We start from the raw sequence: 18,930 nt of genomic DNA, 5'->3' as shown, positions 1-18,930 counted from the left end.
AAGATCATTCTGTGTCATGAACGCCTCTCTTATCAGATACCCGATGGAATGAGCACCCTCTAACGCAACTCTACCACTTTTGGACCTTTATAGTCCTATTTACAGACAGTATGTATATCAGACTGGCAAAACAGGCTACCTCTGCCACGTTCCCCTTCTCCAGCTCCACCCAAGAGGATCCATGACACCCCCCTCCACCGCACTCCCTGCCAACAGCATGTCGGCCATTCCGCCGGGTGTGGCCACTGGCGGTGCATACCGTACCCTGCTCCGGGCCTGCCAGATGGGGGGCTATGCCCTTCCGGCTGTCAATGTCAGCAGTTCATCCACTGCCAATGCAGCTCTTGCCGCAGCACGGGCCAACAGGGCTGACATCATCATCCAGATTTCCGCCGGAGGGGCCCGCTTCTACGCTGGCCAGTCCCTGCCGGATGAGCAGCAGGCCCGGATTCTGGGGGCTGTGGCTCTGGCACGGCATGTCCATCTTCTGGCCCGCCATTACGGGGTAGCCGTCATCCTCCATACGGACCACGCCAACCGTCCCCTGCTGGGCTGGATTGACGGGCTCGTGGAGGAAAGCCGCCGCCACCACGAACAGACAGGCCAACCCCTGTTCTCCTCCCACATGCTCGACCTCTCGACAGAACCGGTCGCCGACAACATCGCCACGGCAGCGACCCTGATGAAAAAACTGTCCCCTCTGGGAATCGGCCTTGAGATCGAACTGGGAATCACGGGGGGAGAAGAAGACGGCATTGGCAACGAGCTGCATGGCACCGGACCGGCTGACCATCCCTCCCTCTATACAAGTCCGGAAGATGTTCTGACCGCATGGAAGACCCTGTCCCCTCTGGGGATGCTTTCCATCGCTGCCTCATTCGGGAATGTTCACGGGGTCTACGCCCCCGGCAATGTCCGCCTCCGCCCGGACATACTCCGCAGGTCCCAGGCTCTCGTGGCCGAGCGGCTCCAGACGGGCCCCAATCCTGTTCCTCTGGTCTTCCATGGCGGGTCTGGATCGGATGAAGACGCCATAAAACGGGCTGTCAGCTTCGGGGTCTTCAAATTCAACATCGATACAGACACCCAGTTCGCCTACGCACAAGGTGTGGCCCGTTACATGCAGGAACATGAAGAAGCCTTCGCCCATCAGGTCTCACCCGTAACGGGGCGGCCGCTGAAAAAACAGTACGACATCCGTACCTGGATGAAGGCCGGAGAGGACAGTTTCATCCAACGGCTGACAGACAGTTTCCGTGTACTCGGGGCTCAGGGGCGCAGCATGGCCCGCCAGCCCTGACCGTCCGCTCCATCAGCGGGCAGATGGAACCGCAGCCGGTTTCTGACAGGAAACCGTCTCCACCGCCCCTTGCCCACAAACAGGCAGGGGGCCATGCCGCCCCGGCAGGGGCCAGAAAATCTCAATACCCAGAGAGACAAGCATGAGCAGGGCTGCCAGCAGCACCCATGGCAGAAAACGTGGCCTGTGACCCAGAAGAGGCGGGATACCCGTCTCCCGCTGGAACCGGCGCCCTTCCTCCAGCAAAGCCGCTGAATCCGGGACAGGACCAGCAGGCCGGTCTTCCTCTTCAGGGAAAAGGTCAGAGCCGGACACGTCTCAGCCCTCCAGAACAGCCTGCATCTCTGTCCACTCCCGCTTCGTCAGGCCGGATGTTTCCTGCGTGACACTCTCCCCGGCAAGGCGGCGGCGCAGCACCTTCAGCATCCCGGCAGAGAAGCTGTAAGCTCCGAGGCGATAATCCTCAAAAGCCTGTGCCGTATGCGGTACCCATGCCTTGAGAATCTCGATCATCTTCTGGGCATAGACACGGATTTCATACTGGGCATGTGGGTCGGACCGCAGCGCCAGAAAATGCATCAGATTATGGAGGTCAATCTTCCAGTACCACTGCGTGTAGGTGTTGAGTGTCAGATTGATGCGGGCCAGTTCCCGGGCCACACCCAGCCCCTCCGGGTCGAGCAGCTGCTCATAGTCGCCATAACATTGCAGGGCATCCCGCTGGAGAATGGACAGCACCTCTGCCGCTGTCTCTGCGCTGAGGGTCTCGCCCCGCCCCTGATTGTTGACCTTGCTCTGCGCAGCAATCTGCGTGGCATCGGGCAGATAGAACTCCCTGTCCAGTACGGAATACCGGGCAGAATATTCATTCACGCTGGCCATGCGGTGACGAATCCACTGCCGGGCGACAAAAAGTGGCAGTTTCACGTGAAACTTGATCTCGCACATTTCAAACGGTGTGGAGTGACGATGCCGCATCAGATAGCGGATGAGCCCGGCATCTTCCGACGTCTTCCGTGTTCCTTTGCCGTAGGACACACGGGCCGCCTGCACGACAGCCGAATCATCCCCCATATAGTCCACGACACGGATGAAACCATGATCCAGCAGCGGGAAAGGCTCAAAAAGAAGTGCCTCCATGGCCGGAACGGTCGGCCGCACCGTCTGGTTGGGGGCGGCACGCACGGCCTCTATTTCGGAACGCTGCTCGTCTGTCAGGGCCATGACTTCTCTCCCGCTCATCTGGCTGTGCCGGGCTATTATCCACGGAAGTGGATCAGCACGGCCATCCACCTCCCCCAGCTACTGAATGTAACCATAACGGTGACAGATGTAACCGCCCAGATGGCAGAAGGGAAGGCCCGTTTCACCTTGCCATACCGGACATAACTGCCTATATTTGTCCCTGCCGGAGGCTTCGGCCTTGGCTATGGCGATAAACGGTAGATGGAATAAGTGTTGTGGACCCGGGGGCAGTGCCCGGCGTCTCCACCATCAGCCTTCCGGGCTGGCGCTATGGGGACGAAACAGGCTCGACACGCATGGTAAAGATCTACTTTTTGCCCGGTATTGTTCCGCCGTCATCGGGCTGACTTTACAAGTGCCAACGATAACTCTGAGGTGCTCGCTGTTGCTGCATAAGCGATAAGCGCGGTCCGGGGGGTGCACCGGGCAACAGAAGCCCCCCCACCTGTTTCTTTTCTGAAACACCATCCCACGATAAAAGGTCGGGCCGGAAAATATGCAACCCGGCCCCTTGCGATTTCATGCCGCCTGTCGCACACCTGAGGTAACTTCCCAGATGCAACAGGTGATGGTGCTGTTCCATGAGTGATGATACCAACGGCTCCGACGGGCTCGGCCCCTCCATGCCAGCCAGCCTCCTCCCTTATGACCGCTGGATGGAGGATGCCCAGCGTATCGTCATGATCAAGGCGCTGGACCATGTCAGCGAACATGGCCTCCCTGGTGACCATCATTTCTACATGACATTCCGTACCGACATGCCGGGAGTGGACATCCCCTCCCGCCTCAAGGATCGCTACCCGGAAGAAATGACCATCGTCCTGCAACACCAGTTCCAGAACCTGACGGTGGACCATGACACCCGGACCTTCTCTGTCGGGCTGTCCTTTGGTGGCATCCCCAGCACCCTGCACATCCCTCTGGGAGCGGTCACGGCCTTTGCGGACCCTCACATCCATCTCGTCATGCATTTCACGCCCCAGCAGCACATGGCAGATGCCGACACTCCGACAGACCCTGACCTCCACGGAGGGGACAAGGGCGGTCTGGCCGAGGTCCACACCTTCCACCCCTCTGCAGACGAACCGAAGGCACATGCCGGAACCAGTGCAGGCCATGACGGTGACTCCCATGACCAGGAAAATGAGGGGGCGAAGGTTGTCAGTCTGGCAGCCTTCCGCAAGAAACCCTCAGGCAATGATCCCTCTGGAACCCCTGATGACAGGGACCGCTGAGCAGGGACCGGACGTGTGACCCTGTCCTCCCTCTCCTGGCGCTCCCATGGGTCACGATGGGCAGAGCTGGTCTTTTTTTCTGCCGTGATTTCCGGCCTCTTCATGCTGCTGCATCTGACAGCGGGCATGATGCTGGGCCCCATGGCGGCCGGCATCATCCTGTCGATCAGGAACCGTGGCGTCACCATCAAACCCGTTTTCTTTACCATGGCACAGGCCATACTGGCCTGTGTGGTCGTCAACAGCCTGACAGGCTCTGTCCTCCACCACATCATGTCCCACTGGGTACTGGTTCTTTTCAGTGTCCTCTCCGTCATCCTTGTCAGTTTTTCCACGGGGGCCTGTCTGGCCTGGTTCGGGGTCATGCCGGGGACGACGGCCCTCTGGGGCACATCACCGGGCGCAGCCTCCACCATGGTCATGCTCTGCGGGTCTTTCGGAGCTGATACAAGGCTGACAGCCTTCATGCTCTATTTCAGGGTCATCATGGTTGCCGTTGCCACGTCCCTGATTTCATGGATCGTCATACGCACGGGCCACGCCACTCCCACGCCCGCACCAATGCGAGGCAACCTGCTACCTACACTGCTGCTTGTCGCCATCAGTACAGTCATCGGCCTCAGGCTGCGTTCACCAGCGGCAACGCTTCTGCTGACCATTCTGACAGGTGCCACAGCCCAGCTGAGTGGCCTGTTCCAGATCAGCGCCCCTTTCTGGATCCGCATCCCGGCCTATCTGACCATCGGCTGGTCCATCGGGCTGCGTTTCACCGCACCCGTCCTGCGTTACGCACTCCGCTCCATCCCAGCGGTCGCCCTCTCCTCCATGACGCTCATTGCCAGCTGCGCCCTGCTGGCCCTGCCGGTAGCCCATTTCGCCCGGATTGACCTCCTCAGTGCCTACCTGGCCACAAGCCCGGGCGGGCTGGACACCATCATCGTCATCAGCGCCAACGTCCCGATTGCCCTGCCCTTCATCATTGCCATGCAGACAGCCCGGATGCTGGCCATCATCACGCTCGGGCCAGCCATTGCCCGTCCCCTTGGCCGATGGCTGGAACGCCACACCAGCCGCACGGCCGCCATGCCTGAGCAGATGGAGCAGCTGCCCCGCTCCCCTTCCACAAGCAAGTAACCCCGGGAGAGGGCACGGCCACGCCGCCTGCTGGCATGACGGCAAAGAAAAACCCTCCACGAAGGAGGGCTTTTCCATATTCCAGCACTGCCTGAATGGGTTGAGCCCCCATCCTATCTCAGAGCATCAAACTCACTGACTGCATCCGCCTGATAAGACCGGCGGGCCTTTTCGAGATACTCTTCCCACTTCGGAACGTAATAGCCGTACCCAGCCGGATTCTGGAAGAACCAGTGACGCCAGGCATGGAAGACATGATCATGCTCACGATAGGCCGGATCATTCAGCAGATGCCGCGCAGCAGGTGGCTTGGCCGCATGAAAATGGACGATGGTAGCGTTGTCATCCACCCCCCAGTAAGGCTTCCAGTTGAAGCGGGCGGAAAGTGGGCTCCACTGTGCATTGTAGAAAATGCGCAGCAGCTCCTGATCATACCCAGCCACATGGTCCAGATTATCGCACAGGAAATCCACCATTGCTGGCAGGTCACGGCGCATACGCTCGAGGTTCATCACCATGACCCCCGAGTTCATGTCCACGTAGTAATCCTGCTTGCCGAACTGCCCGCAAGCCGCAAAGATTTCCGGCGTGCAGAACTCGACCTGCGGGTCTTTCAGGAACATCACGTCACAGTCGGTGTACAGGACGTACTGGTCATCCTGCTCCAGCAGGGGCAGCTCCAGCCGCATGAAGGCACCAGCCGCCGTAAAAATGTAATTGGGCCATTCCGGTTTGAGGCGACGCTGGGCCTCCAGCAGGCGGTCATAGAAATGCAGACGGTGAAAAATGACATTCACCCCGGCAGCCCGCATCTCCCGCGTGAAGTCACATTCGTTTCCATCAAACACCATGTGCGGGATCAGCGTCGTATTCTCACGGGCCGACTGTACGGCAGCCCGGATACAATCGATAAAACCATGATCAGGGTCGTTGGACAGTGTCTTCTCTGTAATCGCAAAAAACCACTTCATCCCTCAACGCTCCCTGACACCCAGTCTCTCAGAATCATATGATCATTCATTCGCCATGCCCCACTGACACGTCACCAGTTCCGGGAAATCAGCCAGAACTCTTCGGACGTCAGCGTCACCGTCCCCTGTCCTGCCGTATCTGCGGCGGCTCTGGCAAGAGCATGTATACGCTCGATCAGGATCGTTTTGCGCTGATGCGCCTCAGAGGTCTCCTTCTCCCCGGCCAGCGTCTGCAGGGCCAGCTCGGCAGCACGGGCAACACGGCCTGCATCCAGCGCAGCGTAAGACATGATCTCGTCCTTCAATTCCTACCAATAAAACCATTCCCCCGCCTCGGGCAGGTACAGAACGGAGCAGCTCCCGCTGCCAGCCAATATAATTCTCTCCACAGTAGTCCCGTTTCCTTCCTTTTTTCAATCCCCTACCTTCCATTAAACCTCTTTTATAACGTGATCTTTACTTATAAAAACCAGGCTCCTCTCTGCCCTCCATCATTTCCATGATAGGGAGAGGAAGCTCACGCATGTCCCTGTTCAGGAAGCCCCCATGATACGCACTGCCCCGTCCTCTACCCTGCGTATGGTCCGCCTCTGCCTTGCCCTGCTCCTCCCTGCCCTTCTGGCAGCCTGCGCCACACGTCCCAGCGGCAACAGCCCGACCATGCCCGTGCTGGAGGAACAGGCAGACTATCAGGCCCATGCCCGCTCGCACTACACACCGCCCGGCCCGCCTGAAGACCCCTGGGGGCCTTACATCAATGAAGCATCAAACCGTTTCGATGTGCCTGCTGAATGGATCAGGGCCGTCATGCATCAGGAATCAGGGGGGCATCTGTATGACCGTTATGGCAACTTCATCACCTCCACGCCCGGCGCCATGGGACTGATGCAGATCATGCCACCCGCCTATGACGACCTGCGGACCCAGTACAATCTGGGACCTGACCCCTACGACCCGCACGACAACATTCTCGCCGGAACAGCCTATATCCGCCAGATGTATGAAATATACGGCTCTCCCGGCTTTCTGGCTGCCTATAATTATGGCCCGGGCAGTCTGGACCACTACCTCCGCCAGAACAGGGCCCTCCCACGGGAGACACGCAATTATGTGGCGGCCATTGCCCCCAAGATCATGGGCATCTGGCCGCATCAGCGCTCCCGCAATGACCTCATCGTGGCCCGCCATGACAGGACGGCGCAGGGGCCCGCCCGCATGGATACGGCCACACCTCTGGATGGTGATGGGAGCTATGACGAAACCACCACGGCCGGACAGGCTGTCCAAACAGCCGAAACACAGGATATCCGGGCCGCATGGGCCGCCCGCGGTTTTTCCTCCCCTCAGCCGCAGCCAGCAGCTCCCATCGCCCGGCCCCATTCGCCTCCACCACGCTCCTTTCCGCCAGAACCACAGAGAAATACGCTGCGCATCCAGTCCATTCCCCTGGCTGATGCCCCAGCCAGACGGAGGGGAGCAACAGACATGCTGGCCGAATCAACCCATGACTGGGCCATCCAGCTGGGGAGCTATGCTGGTGAAAAACAGGCCCTCATGGTTGCCACACAGCTACGCCCCCGCATTACCCCCATTGCCGGCGGGGCCTCCGTCCATGTCATGCCCGTTCGTACGGCCAGAGGTACACTCTACCGGGCCCGGCTCATCAACCTGACGCACAGCCAGGCTACCGGGGCGTGCAGGCATCTGCGGGGGACCATAGACTGCCTGACAATTCCCCCCAACGCTCCCTGACCATCATCGGAGGAACACACGGGACATGCCGCACACACCGCACCATGTCGGCACGGCCAGGTCACTCCGGCTCGCTGATGATGTCACCAGCACGGCCCTCTATGCCGGGCCGGGTGACTGTTACCGCTATACGCTCAGGCGTATCTGGAATGAGACAGGGCCCCTCATCATGTGGATCATGATGAATCCCTCTGTCGCCACGGAATATGGAGATGACCGTTCCGTGGCCAAATGCCAGCGTTACAGTCGGCAATGGGGTTATGGCGGCATGTTCGTGGGCAACAGCTTCGCCTATCGCTGCACGGACCAGAAACGCCTTCTCGAGGTCGCCGACCCCGTCGGCCCGGAGACCGACCACTACCTGCTGGACATGGCCGGACAGGCTGAACTCATCGTGCTGGCCTACGGCACCCCGCAGGCCAAGGAGCTGCGCTACCGGGGACCTGAGGTGGCACGGCTGCTGCTCCGGGCTGGTCACAAGGTCACGGCCCTGCGGCTGAGCCGCAAAGGCCATCGCCCCGAACACCCGCTCTATCTCCCGGCGGACCTTACACCCGTCCCCCTGACGGCAGACGATTTCTGATCCACCTCCCACCACGCAGACAGGGCTTTCCCGCAAGGGGAGGCCCGCCCATCTGGCTTCAGACGCTTTCTGCGACCCAATTTTTCTTCTTTGTCTGACGGCCAATGCCGGGATTCAAACAGTTGCAAGGATCGAGCGAGCGGTAATGGGCGGCCATGCTCTGCGGAGCATGATAGAGGTGCCCCACATTATGCTCGGCCGGATAACGGGCTCCCCGTTTGTCCAGTATTGGCCACATCATGGTCGTCTCAACTTCCATGGGGTCCACACCAGGCCTGACAACATAATCCTGATGCATGACATGGCAGAGGAAGTGCCCGTAATAGAGCTTCAGCAGCAGCTGATCGTCCACCTCCGGCGGAAGACGCTCCTGCCACTCCCAGTCATTGCGGCGCAGAGCGACATCCAGTGCCATCATGCCGCCCGTCTTCCTGCCATGAACAGCCACATACCGGTTTGCTGCCCCCGCCGCCGCAAACCGGTGCAGAAAAGCCAGCGTCCCCTCCTGCGCCGTACACTCAAAGAAGGCACCCTCCACCTCCTGCCCTTCGGTAAAGAAGCTCTCCAGCCATGGGCGGACCTGCCGGGCCAGCGTGCCAGATACACGCAGCATGAGGTGATGGTCATATCTCTCGTGATAGGCCCTCATGCGGGCTGGCACCTGCGAAGGCAGGAACCGGCTGCCAGACTGCATGAGCAGGTCGCTCAGCCCGTCCGGTACCCATGAGAAACGCCGGGCGAAGGCATCCACACGAGCCTTCAGACGGAACATGAGCGGCAGATGTTTCGTTCCCAGAAAGCGGATCAGCGCCACGGTATCCCGTCCGTATTCATCCGCAATGGCAAAAGCATCCCGATGCATGTATTCACCCGCAACGGGCAGCTCCTCAAACGCCGTCAGAAGATGCCGCCGGACCTTTTCCAACGTATCGGTCCGGTTGGTGCCAAGATAGAAGACGGCCGTATCCTTCGCTGCCGGGAAGGTATCCAGCCGCACGGCAAAGACGATCAGCTTTCCCGCATTACCGGATGCCTCGAACAGACGGCCCGGGTCCGCATTGTAACGCCCCGGGGATGCCTCATCGACCTGGCGGATACGGTTGACGTAATCATCATCATGGGCCTTTCTCGTGCCCGACCAGTCCACATCATCCGGGCTGTAATGACCATGTTCCAGCGCATCCAGCACGGATTCTGCCACAGCTTCATCCGGGAAGCGGATGCCCAGATGATTGACCAGATTCAGCCTGCCCTCGGCATCCACCTGTCCATAGAGGGCCATTTCCGTATAAGCCGGACCACGCTGCACCAGGGCCCCGCCCGAGTTGTTGCTCACCCCCCCGAGGACAGAAGCCCCGATGCAGGAAGACCCGATGACCGAATGGGGTTCCCGCCCCAGCGGAGCCAGTTTTTCTTCCAGCTCGTAAAGATCCGCCCCCGGCAGGCAGACAACCTGTCGGCCTTCTCCCAGAAGCTGGATACCTTTCAGCCTGCGTGTGCTGATGAGAATGATCGGCCTGTCATAATCGTTGCCATCCGGTGTGGAGCCGCCCGTCAGCCCTGTATTGGCCGCCTGCATGAGAATGATGCGCCCTGATTCCACCGCCAGCTTCGAGACACGCCACAGCTCAACCAGAGAGCCGGGAATAACGACGGCTTCCACCCGGCCATCACCAAACCGGAACCCCTTGCGGTACCCGTAGGTCGCACTTTCCGAGGTCAGGACATATCTGGTGCCAACAACAGATTTCAACTCGCCAACAAGATCGACCATTCCATCCTCTTTCCGCCCCTTTCCTTCAAGATCAACTCCGGGAAGGAAAGGGCACATCCATGAAACAAGATGTGACATTACCTCTTTCAATGCGATGAAAACCATAGAAAGGCCCTTTGGGCCGCCCTGTTTTCCTGTCAAAGAAATGTGAAATGCCTTTCGGCACCAGTATTACCTGGTCCGCCCGAAAAGTTTCTCCAGCCCGTCCTTGTCCAGCTTCAACCATGTCGGACGGCCATGAGGGCAGGTATTGGCCCGGGGATGCTGTTCCATGCCCCGCAACAGAGCCTCCATTTCCTCCTGCTTGAGAATACGGCCGGCACGGATGCTGCCATGACAGGCCATCCGGGCCATGATGGCTTCAAACCGCCCATCCAGACTGTCTGTCTGCCGGGCTGGCAGGTCAGGCATCTGCACGAGTTCATCCGCCACATCCCGCAGAAGGCCCGCCACGTCACTACCGCTCAATGGGGCGGGCAGACTGCGGACCAGAACGCTCCCACTGCCAAAAGATTCTATCTCCAGACCAAAACGGGCCAGCTCCTCCGCACATCGTGACAGCGCCTCGGCCGCCCCATGCGGCAGATCAACCACCTCCGGCATCAGAAGGGCCTGCGCCTGCACGGCCCCTTCAGCAAAACGGGCACGCAGGCGCTCATGGGTCAGACGCTCATGGGCAGCATGCTGGTCTGTCAGGATCAGGTCACCATCCGGGGCAATCGAGAGAATATAGGTGGCATGAATCTGCCCGATCGGCACACCAAGTGGCTGCTCCGGCTGTCTGCCGCCAACAGACGGATGAGGCACCTCCTCCCCTCCGCCATCTTCCACCTGCGCAATCCGGCCCGACGTCACATAACCCTGCTGCGGCTCTGCAAGGCCGGGAGCAGACTGCCGCTCCATCACGGCAGACGAAGCAAAACGGCGAACGGACGTCCCCAGACCAAGATCGGCCGGAGGAACAGCCCGAGCGCCCGTATGATCATATGAATAGGACGTACCCGGCACGTTCTGCCCAATGGAAGCCGCCCGGCGGCCAATGATGCCAAGATCGGCCTGTATGCCTCCACCGTCCCCGGCGCTACGGGCCAACGCACGCCCCACAGCCCCGATGACAAAAGCTCTCACCTCGGCCTCATCCGCAAACCGCAGCTCTGTCTTGGCAGGATGGACATTCACATCCACACGATCAAGCGGAAGGCGCAGATGCAGCAGGAGAACAGGGAAACGCCCTTTCTCGATCACGGGCCGATAGGCCACCCGTATGGCAGTCCGCAGGATGGGGTCCATCACAGGGCGATTATTGACCAGCATGAACTGGCCGCTGCCTGTCCGCCTGGTTTCACCCGGACCACAGATATACCCGCCCAGCCGCATGGGGCCACGCTGCTCATCAACCGTCAGAAGGCCATCTTCGGGCACTTCAAGAATGCTGGCCACACGGGCACGGACATCCTGCGGCGGCAGATTGAATATCTCCCGCCCATCCATGACGAAACTGATGGCACAATCCGGCGCACTCAACGCCACACGCCGCATGACGGCTTCAGCGTGATTGCCCTCCACTCTGGCTGTCTTGAGAAATTTGCGGCGGGCCGGTGTCGCAAAGAACAGGTCCCGCACCACAACACGGGTCCCCACAGAACCAGCAGAAGGCACCGGCCCGCTGACAACACCCCCCTGCACGGAAAGCTCCCAGGCCGTTTCAGCCGTTTCTGTCCGTGATGTCAGGAAAAGGCGGGCACTGGCCCCGATGGATGGCAGCGCCTCCCCCCGAAACCCCAGTGTTTTTATGGCCGTCAGGTCATCATCCGGCAATTTGGAGGTACAGTGCCGCTCCACCGCCAGGGGTAGCTCCTCGGCTTCCATCCCCCGGCCATTATCCCGGACATCAATCAGCTCACAGCCGCCCCCCCGCAGGGTGACCTCAAGACGGGTCGCCCCGGCATCCAGCGCATTTTCCACCAGTTCCTTGAGCGCCGCCGCCGGGCGCTCCACCACCTCACCAGCGGCAATAAGATCCACAACATGGCTGGAAAGACGGCGGATGACAGGCCTCATCATGACTTCTCCTCAGACAGGAGGCAGAACAGGACGGAACACCAACCGCAAAAGGAGAGCCTGAAAGCTCTTATTTGCCACCCTTCCGCAGGGTCGGCGTGGCGCCTTCAGCAAAGCTCTGCCCCAGGGCCGCATTCTTCTGGATGCGGCGATTTTCCGCTTCGCCATCCACGACATTGCCAGCCCGGCCACCCCGCCAGAAAAGAAGACTGTCCACAAATCCAGCATCAGCATCGCCAAGTTCGGCATTGTTCGGACCACGGGCCGCCGATGTGGCCCGCTGGACAAGGGCCTCCTGCCCGACGCTCTCCGTCCCCTCATTGGGGTGAAGAGCGACATCCGGGGCCAGCGTCTCCAGCGCCTGCATACGGGGACTTTCATCCGGGCGGTTGGCACTGGCTGCCCCCGGAAGGGCCAGTTTCTCCGAGGGTGGCATGGAGAGTGGCGCACGGGTCGTCACGGCGTATTCATCCGGCAGGCTGCGCTGAAGGCCGAAGCCACGCGCCACATCACTGCCGGAGCACCCAGCCAACGCCAGCCCGAACGTGGCCAGAGCACCCAACCGGACTCCGTGACGTATAACTGAAGGAGCAAAAAGCCGCATGACAGGTTCCCGCACTGCACTCACAAAAAGATGCCCAATCCTATAGGGCCTGCCTGCAATGGGCAAGCCGGTTGTCACTTCAGCCATTCCGGCTCCGCCGCTCCGCCAGAAAGGAGTCCAGCAGCCACAGGCCAACACCACAGACAATGCCAGAATCCGCAATGTTGAAAACATACCAGGACCATCCCCCGACATGAAAATGCAGGAAATCCACTACAGCCCCGTAATGAAGACGGTCTATCACATTGCCAATGGCGCCCCCGATGATCCCGCCGCAGGCAAGACTGACCAGCCGACGGCGTGACCGCAGAAGAACGACCAGAAGCCCCAACACTGCCAGCAGGGAGATGGCAATGAACAGCCAGCGTCCGTGCCCGCCGAACATGCCGAACGTCACGGCGTGATTCCATACCATCGTGAAGCTGAGGCAGGGCATGACATCCATGGTCCCCCGTGCCGGCAGGTTCAGCCCGTAGAGAATCCATGCCTTGCTCGCCTGGTCCACGAACAGGACAGCAAGAGCCGTTACCAACCCGACCAGCCGCCACCGTGGCGACCCCGGTACAGGGGCCGGGGATGCGCCGCTCCCTGTACCTTCAGCCCGGGCCGACCTCATGCACTCACCGCACCAAAACAGCGCAGGCAGAGATGGCTGTGGTCCTCATTCTGCCCGACATCAGGCAGGACACGCCAGCAACGGGCACATTTCTGCCCGTCCGCACGGCTGACCCTCACCTCATCCTCGGCCTGACCCGGCTGCACATGGACCTCGGACGCCAGGCAAAGCTCCGCCCAGTCGATCCCTTCGGACACGACCTGCTCATCGGCCGTCAGGGGCAGATGGACCTGGGCCTCCAGCGAGGAGCCGATCAACCCTTCCCGACGGGCGACTTCCAGAGCCGTGGTGACACGGCGGCGGACCTGACGCAGGGTCTCCCACCGTCCGGCCAGTTCAGGATCATGCCAGCCTTCTTCCGGCACGAAGAAGCGCTCCAGATGCACGCTGCCTTCCTGCCCGAAACGGGCCTGCCACGACTCTTCCGCCGTGAAGACCAGAGCCGGGGCCAGCCACGTCGTCAGGGCACGGTGCAGCACGTCCAGCACGGTGCGGGCCGCCCGGCGTGCATGGGAGTCCGTCGGATCGCAGTAGAGGACGTCCTTGCGGATGTCGAAATAGAAGGCCGACAGCTCATTGTTGCAGAAATTGTGCAGCAGCGGATAGACGCCGTTCCACTGATGGGTCTTCACCGCCTCCTGCACACGCTGGTACAGCTCGTACAGACGGTGCAGAATGTACTGCTCCAGCAGCGGCAGGGCCTTGCGGGCCTTCACCGTTGCCTTGTGGCGGAGGGCACGGGCCGCCTCGTCCGGGACCAGCCTGTCCAGCATCACGTCCACCGGGGCGGACACGTCATCCCAGCCCAGCGGCAGGGCCTCGGCCTGCGTGAAGCCATCCAGTGCCCCCAACAGCCAGCGCAGCGTGTTCCGCACACGGCGGTACAGCTCGCCCTGCTGCTTGAGAATCTCCTGACTGATGCGGAGGTCCTCATTGGTATCAGAGTTCAGGACCCACAGGCGCAGCACGTCCGCACCCAGCGTCTTCGTCACGTCATCAGGCACGATGGTGTTGCCGAGGGACTTGGACATCTTGCGCCCCTGCCCGTCCAGCACGAACCCGTTCGTCACGACCGTCCTGTAGGACGCCACGCCTTCGGCCCCCACACTTTCCAGCAGGGAGGACTGGAACCAGCCGCGATGCTGGTCGGAACCTTCCAGATACAGGTCAGCCGGGTAGTTCACGCCCTCCTGATGCAGGACGAAACGGTGGCTGCATCCGCTCTCGAACCAGACGTCAACAATGTCGAAAACCTGATCATAGTCTTCCGGATTGCGGCCTTCACCGAGATAGACGGCAGGGTCCGTGTCATACCAGGCATCCGCCCCACGCTCCCGGAAGCTCTGCACGATGCGGGACATCACATCGGCATCCCGCAGCACCTCACCGGTGCGTTTCTCCACGAACACGGCGATCGGCACGCCCCAGGACCGCTGGCGGGAGATGCACCAGTCCGGCCGCTGCTCGATCATGCTCGTCAGGCGGCGGCGGGAGCTGGCCGGTACGAAGCTGATGTCATCAAGGGCCTTCAGGGCACGCTCACGCAGGCCGGGGCCACCCTCATCCCCTTCACGGGGCTCCATGGCGATGAACCACTGCGGCGTGGCCCGGAAAATCACCGGCTTCTTGGACCGCCACGAATGGGGATAGGAATGGACGATCTCCGCCCGGGCCATAAGGCCACGGGCCGGGGCACCGTCCTGCCGGGCCTGATCCCGCACCTGTGTCAGCAGATCACATACGGGCTGCGTGGCCTTGAAGACATGAACACCCCCAAGCTCCGGCATCCAGTCCACATAGGTTCCGTTGTCGCAGACCTCTTCCGTCACTTCCACGCCGTGGGCACGGCAGAGCATGAAGTCGTCATGACCATGCGCCGGGGCCATGTGCACCAGACCGGTACCGGCATCCGTCGTGACGAAATCACCAAGCAGCAGCGGCACGTCATAATCAAACCCACGCCCCCGCAGCGGATGGGCGAACACGGCTCCTTCCAGCGCACGGCCGGGAAGGGTGTGAAGGACCTCATGCCCGGTAACGCCTGCGCCGGAGAGGAAGTCTTCCAGACGGTCCACGGCCACGATCAGCTTTGCCCCGACCGGCACGAGACTGTCCTCGGCCACGCCGGTGACATGGATGACCGTGTAGGTGATATCCGGCCCGGCAGCGAGTGCCCGGTTGACGGGGATCGTCCACGGGGTCGTGGTCCAGATCACGGCCGAAGCACCGGAGAGCAGCTGCCCTTCCGTCGGGTCCTTCACATTGGGGAAAGCCACGAACAGGGTCGTGGAGGTGATGTCGTGATATTCGACTTCCGCCTCGGCCAGGGCCGTCTTCTCGACCGGACTCCACATCACGGGGCGCAACCCACGATAGAGACGGCCATTGAGAAGGAACTTGCCGATTTCCTCGGCAATCTGCGCCTCGGAGGCGAAGTCCATCGTCACGTAGCGGTTGTCCCACTCCGCCTGGATGCCCAGACGCTTGAAGTCCTCCCGCTGGGCCTCCACCCACTTTGCGGCATATTCCCGACACTCCGCACGGAACTGGAGAACCGGCACGGCATCCTTGTCCTTGCCCTTCCGGCGATATTCCTCCTCGACCTTCCACTCGATCGGCAGGCCGTGGCAGTCCCATCCCGGCATGTAGCGCACCTGCGCCCCATTCATGCGCTGGGCACGGTTGATGACGTCCTTCATCACCTTGTTGAGGGCATGGCCGATATGGATATGCCCGTTGGCATAGGGCGGACCATCATGCAGCGTGAAGATGCTGTCCGCCCGACGCCCGGCCTCCGCTATCTGGCCATCCAGCCCCGTCTCCGCCCAATGGGCCAGCATGTCCGGCTCCCGCTTTGGCAGGTTGCCCCGCATGGGGAAAGATGTCTTGGGCAGGAAGACCGTTCCCCGGTAACGCTCCTGCTGCTCACGGAAAACGGTATCGGTCTTTTCTACAGGCTCAGACATGGAATAGGTGCGCCAGCTCTCAGTACGGGATAAAAATAACTGTACTTATGGAGAGAGCCTGCCGTCCCGGTCAACCCCCTGTCTTGCCGAGCACCTGCTTCGCCTGTGCGGCATCTGCCGCAATATGGGCCTTCAGCTCATCAAGGGAGGAAAAGCGTTTCTCGTCCCGGAGCAGGGCAACCAGCTCCACCCCCAGAATCTGGCCGTACAGGTCCTCATCCACATCGAAAAGATGAGCCTCCAGCCGGCTCTCCCGCCCGTCATTGATGGTCGGGCGGCGGCCAAGATTGGCCACGCCGGGCACGAGCCGGCCGTCCGGCATCTGCACCCTCACGGCATAGACACCCCTGGCAGGCTCCAGATGCTCCTTCAGCGCAATGTTGGCTGTCGGGAACCCCAGAAGGCGCCCCCGCTGATCCCCCTGGACCACCTCTCCCGTGATGGCCCAGTTGCGCCCCAGAAGCTCCGCTGCCTTCTCGGGATAACCCTCCTGAAGGAGACGGCGTATCCGGCTGGAAGACACCGGCCCTGCCACATCCGCCAGCTGCGGGACGATACTGACGCCCACACCATGCTCCACCAGAAGCTGCTCCAGAAACGTGACATCACCCTCCCGCCGGTGCCCGAAGGCGAAGTCCGCCCCACAGGCCACATGAGCCACATGCAGCCCCTCGATCAGCACATCCCGCACGAAGGCCTCGGCACCCAGATGGGAAAAAGCCTCATCAAACTCTGCCTGCACGATGCAGCTTACGCCCTGCTCCTTCAGGGCGGCGGCACGCACCTCCGGCCGCATGAGACGGAAGGGTGGGTCCTGCGGACGGAAAAAAGACCGTGGATGTGGCTCGAAGGTCAGCACCCCCAACCGACAGCCGGGGCGAGCCATCTTCAGGCTCTGAAGCAAATGGACATGACCTCGATGCACGCCATCAAAATTGCCCAGAGCCACGGCCGCACCCCAGCAGGAGCGGGGCACGGCCCGCCAGTCTGTGCAGAAAGTCATATGGGTATCATCGGGTCTTCAGGTGCCGGAACTGTTCCGCAGAGCGGGATCAGCGGGAACGGTGGCTTTCATCATCAGCCATACGGGCATCCGGCTGCTGATGGGGCGCTGCCGTACCCTGCTGGGGCTGGGGCGGGGACAGACGTTCGTCAGCCTGCTGCGGGGCGGCGGTTCCCTCCCGGTCATCCTCGGCCATGCCCTTCTTGAAGGATTTGATCCCCTTGGCGAAATCGCCCATCAGGCTGCTGATCTTGCCGCCACCCCCGAACAGCACCAGTACAATAACGGCAAGGATTATCCAGTGAATCGGACTCATGCTGCCCATAGGACCATACTCCCTGATAAGGTTGAGGCGTCCCCCATGTGGCAGGGGCGTACTGATTGTGCAACCCCCGGCCCATGGGCCCACCCATGTCGTGAAGGCATCCTAGCGCATTGGCAGGATAAAACCATAGGTGGGATATGCACGCCTGCCCATACTTCCTGCCGGGGCCCACCAGACCCGGACCAGCGACCAGTCCCCCCTTGGGGAGATGTCCTCCACCGGCACACTGTGCTCAATACGCCCGCCAACCCAGTTGGCATGATCCACTTCAATCCGCCGCCTCGTCCGCAGGCGCCGCACGACCGACACATGCCCATCCGGAATACGGGAGCTTGCCCGGAACACCAGCACACTCCCCGGCTGTGGCCTGTGGCTACGCTGGTAATGGCCCCGGGCTTCCCACCACCAGCTGGCAGCCCGCCCCCGCAGGTTGACCCCACTCACCTGCCGCGCATAAGGCGCACACTGCACCGGCCCATGATAGGATCCGACCGAGCTGCATGCTCCGAGAGTGAGGCAGACACACAGGGCCAGCACCTCCTTCCGGCGGTCCCACATCTGCCATCCCTGCATGACAGCCCCGCTTTTCTGCATGGTCCACCTCACGCTCTGCCCATTCTCGCCAGACATCAGCCTAACCGGACATTGAGGCTGAATCTGGTTCCTGCCCAACGGAACATCACAGGGACCGGAATCCGATAATCAAATCTTCCGCATCCTCCCTGTCCATTCCAAGCGCCTTCTCCGCAACATCCTGCGAAAAACCGTTGCGGGCAAAAATGGCCAGTACCTTCATGTGTTCCTTCTCCGGCCTGTCGGGCCTGTGGAATGGCCCGACCGCCCTTTTGCGAGCCAGGATGAGTGCGGCGGCCAGTTCGGCCTGATGGGCCTGCTCCTCCCCTGCCTCTCCCAGGCTCTCATCCACCGCCTGCCGGACCGTCTCACCATCAACGCCCCTTGCCTGAAGATGGGCCTGCACAGCTCGGCGGGACCGCCCGGCACGGGCCAGATTGCGGGACCTGGAACGGGAAAAGGCCGCATCATCCACAGCTCCGAAGCGCCCCATCTCCTCCACGATCTGGTCGATAACCGGCAGGCAGACGGCCTCATGTGCAGCGACCTCCTCGGCAAACATGCCAGCCCGGGCAGCCCGTACCCCCCAGCGGCGAACACGCCGCTGCAACATCTGCCGCAAGCTTTGCCGGGTCGTGGCAAAGCGGGCCAGATGGGCCAGAGCTGCGTCTTTCAGGCTCTGATAATCTGGTGAAGGTGGGATAACATCCATGCGATCAGTCCATAACTTGCTCTTGCCCTGCCCGTCCAAAATCTTCATCACTGGTAACAGGCCTCTCCATAGTACC

Annotated in this window: 18 protein-coding genes and 1 other RNA gene; 6 read left to right on the top strand and 13 right to left on the bottom strand. The window is 61.2% G+C overall.

The window, feature by feature from the left end; translation table 11 throughout:
- The first annotated feature begins 181 nt into the window (after window positions 1-181).
- Window positions 182-1,300: a class II fructose-bisphosphate aldolase gene (fbaA, locus tag DTJ15_RS08280; RefSeq protein ID WP_249109821.1), complete on the top strand. Its 1,119-nt coding sequence runs from the start codon at window positions 182-184 to the stop codon at window positions 1,298-1,300.
- A gap of 12 nt (window positions 1,301-1,312) precedes the next feature.
- Here fbaA and DTJ15_RS08275 read toward each other — a convergent pair whose 3' ends face one another.
- Window positions 1,313-1,615, bottom strand: a complete 303-nt coding sequence (locus DTJ15_RS08275; RefSeq protein ID WP_043558918.1) for a hypothetical protein — start codon at window positions 1,613-1,615, stop codon at window positions 1,313-1,315.
- A gap of 3 nt (window positions 1,616-1,618) precedes the next feature.
- The gene (gene thyX / locus DTJ15_RS08270) at window positions 1,619-2,524 is read right to left on the bottom strand and encodes an FAD-dependent thymidylate synthase (protein WP_043558921.1); all 906 of its coding nucleotides are present in this window, start codon (window positions 2,522-2,524) and stop codon (window positions 1,619-1,621) included.
- Between the two features lie 143 nt (window positions 2,525-2,667).
- On the opposite strand from thyX, the gene ssrA reads away from it, so the two are divergent.
- From ssrA to DTJ15_RS08255, 3 genes are all read left to right on the top strand, one after another.
- Window positions 2,668-2,991: a transfer-messenger RNA gene (ssrA, locus tag DTJ15_RS08265) on the top strand.
- A 135-nt stretch (window positions 2,992-3,126) separates the two neighbouring features.
- Entirely contained in the window at window positions 3,127-3,780 is a 654-nt protein-coding gene (locus tag DTJ15_RS08260) for an SspB family protein (protein ID WP_052348957.1), read from the top strand.
- Between the two features lie 15 nt (window positions 3,781-3,795).
- The gene (locus tag DTJ15_RS08255) at window positions 3,796-4,914 is read left to right on the top strand and encodes an AbrB family transcriptional regulator (RefSeq protein ID WP_249079888.1); all 1,119 of its coding nucleotides are present in this window, start codon (window positions 3,796-3,798) and stop codon (window positions 4,912-4,914) included.
- A 113-nt stretch (window positions 4,915-5,027) separates the two neighbouring features.
- On the opposite strand, the gene DTJ15_RS08250 is transcribed toward DTJ15_RS08255, so the two are convergent.
- Together DTJ15_RS08250 and DTJ15_RS08245 are read right to left on the bottom strand one after the other, a co-directional pair.
- On the bottom strand, window positions 5,028-5,885 hold the full coding sequence (locus tag DTJ15_RS08250) for a hypothetical protein (RefSeq protein ID WP_043558923.1): 858 nt from the start codon (window positions 5,883-5,885) through the stop codon (window positions 5,028-5,030).
- 71 nt (window positions 5,886-5,956) lie between these two features.
- Complete coding sequence (locus tag DTJ15_RS08245; RefSeq protein ID WP_081562904.1) at window positions 5,957-6,175, bottom strand: hypothetical protein; 219 nt, start codon at window positions 6,173-6,175, stop codon at window positions 5,957-5,959.
- 256 nt (window positions 6,176-6,431) lie between these two features.
- On the opposite strand from DTJ15_RS08245, the gene DTJ15_RS08240 reads away from it, so the two are divergent.
- Window positions 6,432-7,637 carry a transglycosylase SLT domain-containing protein gene (locus tag DTJ15_RS08240; protein ID WP_249109820.1) on the top strand — a complete coding sequence of 402 codons (1,206 nt, stop codon included), beginning with the start codon at window positions 6,432-6,434 and terminating at the stop codon, window positions 7,635-7,637.
- A gap of 25 nt (window positions 7,638-7,662) precedes the next feature.
- Window positions 7,663-8,220: a DUF1643 domain-containing protein gene (locus tag DTJ15_RS08235; RefSeq protein ID WP_249109818.1), complete on the top strand. Its 558-nt coding sequence runs from the start codon at window positions 7,663-7,665 to the stop codon at window positions 8,218-8,220.
- 58 nt (window positions 8,221-8,278) lie between these two features.
- On the opposite strand, the gene dld is transcribed toward DTJ15_RS08235, so the two are convergent.
- From dld to DTJ15_RS08190, 9 genes are all read right to left on the bottom strand, one after another.
- Entirely contained in the window at window positions 8,279-9,994 is a 1,716-nt protein-coding gene (gene dld, locus DTJ15_RS08230; RefSeq protein WP_249109816.1) for a D-lactate dehydrogenase, read from the bottom strand.
- Window positions 9,995-10,165: 171 nt separating this feature from the next.
- Window positions 10,166-12,058, bottom strand: a complete 1,893-nt coding sequence (mutL, locus tag DTJ15_RS08225; protein ID WP_249109815.1) for a DNA mismatch repair endonuclease MutL — start codon at window positions 12,056-12,058, stop codon at window positions 10,166-10,168.
- 67 nt (window positions 12,059-12,125) lie between these two features.
- Complete coding sequence (locus DTJ15_RS08220) at window positions 12,126-12,683, bottom strand: DUF3035 domain-containing protein (protein ID WP_373364572.1); 558 nt, start codon at window positions 12,681-12,683, stop codon at window positions 12,126-12,128.
- Window positions 12,684-12,738: 55 nt separating this feature from the next.
- Window positions 12,739-13,275, bottom strand: coding sequence for a signal peptidase II (lspA, locus tag DTJ15_RS08215; RefSeq protein ID WP_081562907.1), 537 nt, complete (start codon window positions 13,273-13,275; stop codon window positions 12,739-12,741).
- Window positions 13,272-16,241, bottom strand: a complete 2,970-nt coding sequence (gene ileS / locus DTJ15_RS08210; RefSeq protein WP_081562908.1) for an isoleucine--tRNA ligase — start codon at window positions 16,239-16,241, stop codon at window positions 13,272-13,274. Before ileS ends, lspA begins: the two co-directional genes overlap by 4 nt.
- Before the next feature lie 70 nt (window positions 16,242-16,311).
- Entirely contained in the window at window positions 16,312-17,244 is a 933-nt protein-coding gene (locus tag DTJ15_RS08205) for a bifunctional riboflavin kinase/FAD synthetase (RefSeq protein ID WP_043558939.1), read from the bottom strand.
- 49 nt (window positions 17,245-17,293) lie between these two features.
- Window positions 17,294-17,569 (bottom strand): twin-arginine translocase TatA/TatE family subunit, encoded by a 276-nt coding sequence (locus DTJ15_RS08200; protein WP_043558941.1) that lies wholly within the window; start codon window positions 17,567-17,569, stop codon window positions 17,294-17,296.
- Between the two features lie 102 nt (window positions 17,570-17,671).
- Window positions 17,672-18,127: a CHAP domain-containing protein gene (locus DTJ15_RS08195; RefSeq protein WP_043559339.1), complete on the bottom strand. Its 456-nt coding sequence runs from the start codon at window positions 18,125-18,127 to the stop codon at window positions 17,672-17,674.
- 121 nt (window positions 18,128-18,248) lie between these two features.
- Window positions 18,249-18,854, bottom strand: a complete 606-nt coding sequence (locus DTJ15_RS08190; RefSeq protein ID WP_248461112.1) for a regulatory protein RecX — start codon at window positions 18,852-18,854, stop codon at window positions 18,249-18,251.
- Window positions 18,855-18,930: the final 76 nt, after the last annotated feature.

The sequence above is a fragment of the Parasaccharibacter sp. TMW 2.1891 genome, from assembly GCF_023337675.1.
Lineage (GTDB): Bacteria > Pseudomonadota > Alphaproteobacteria > Acetobacterales > Acetobacteraceae > Bombella > Bombella apis.
This window is presented reverse-complemented; position numbering and strand designations above follow the sequence as displayed.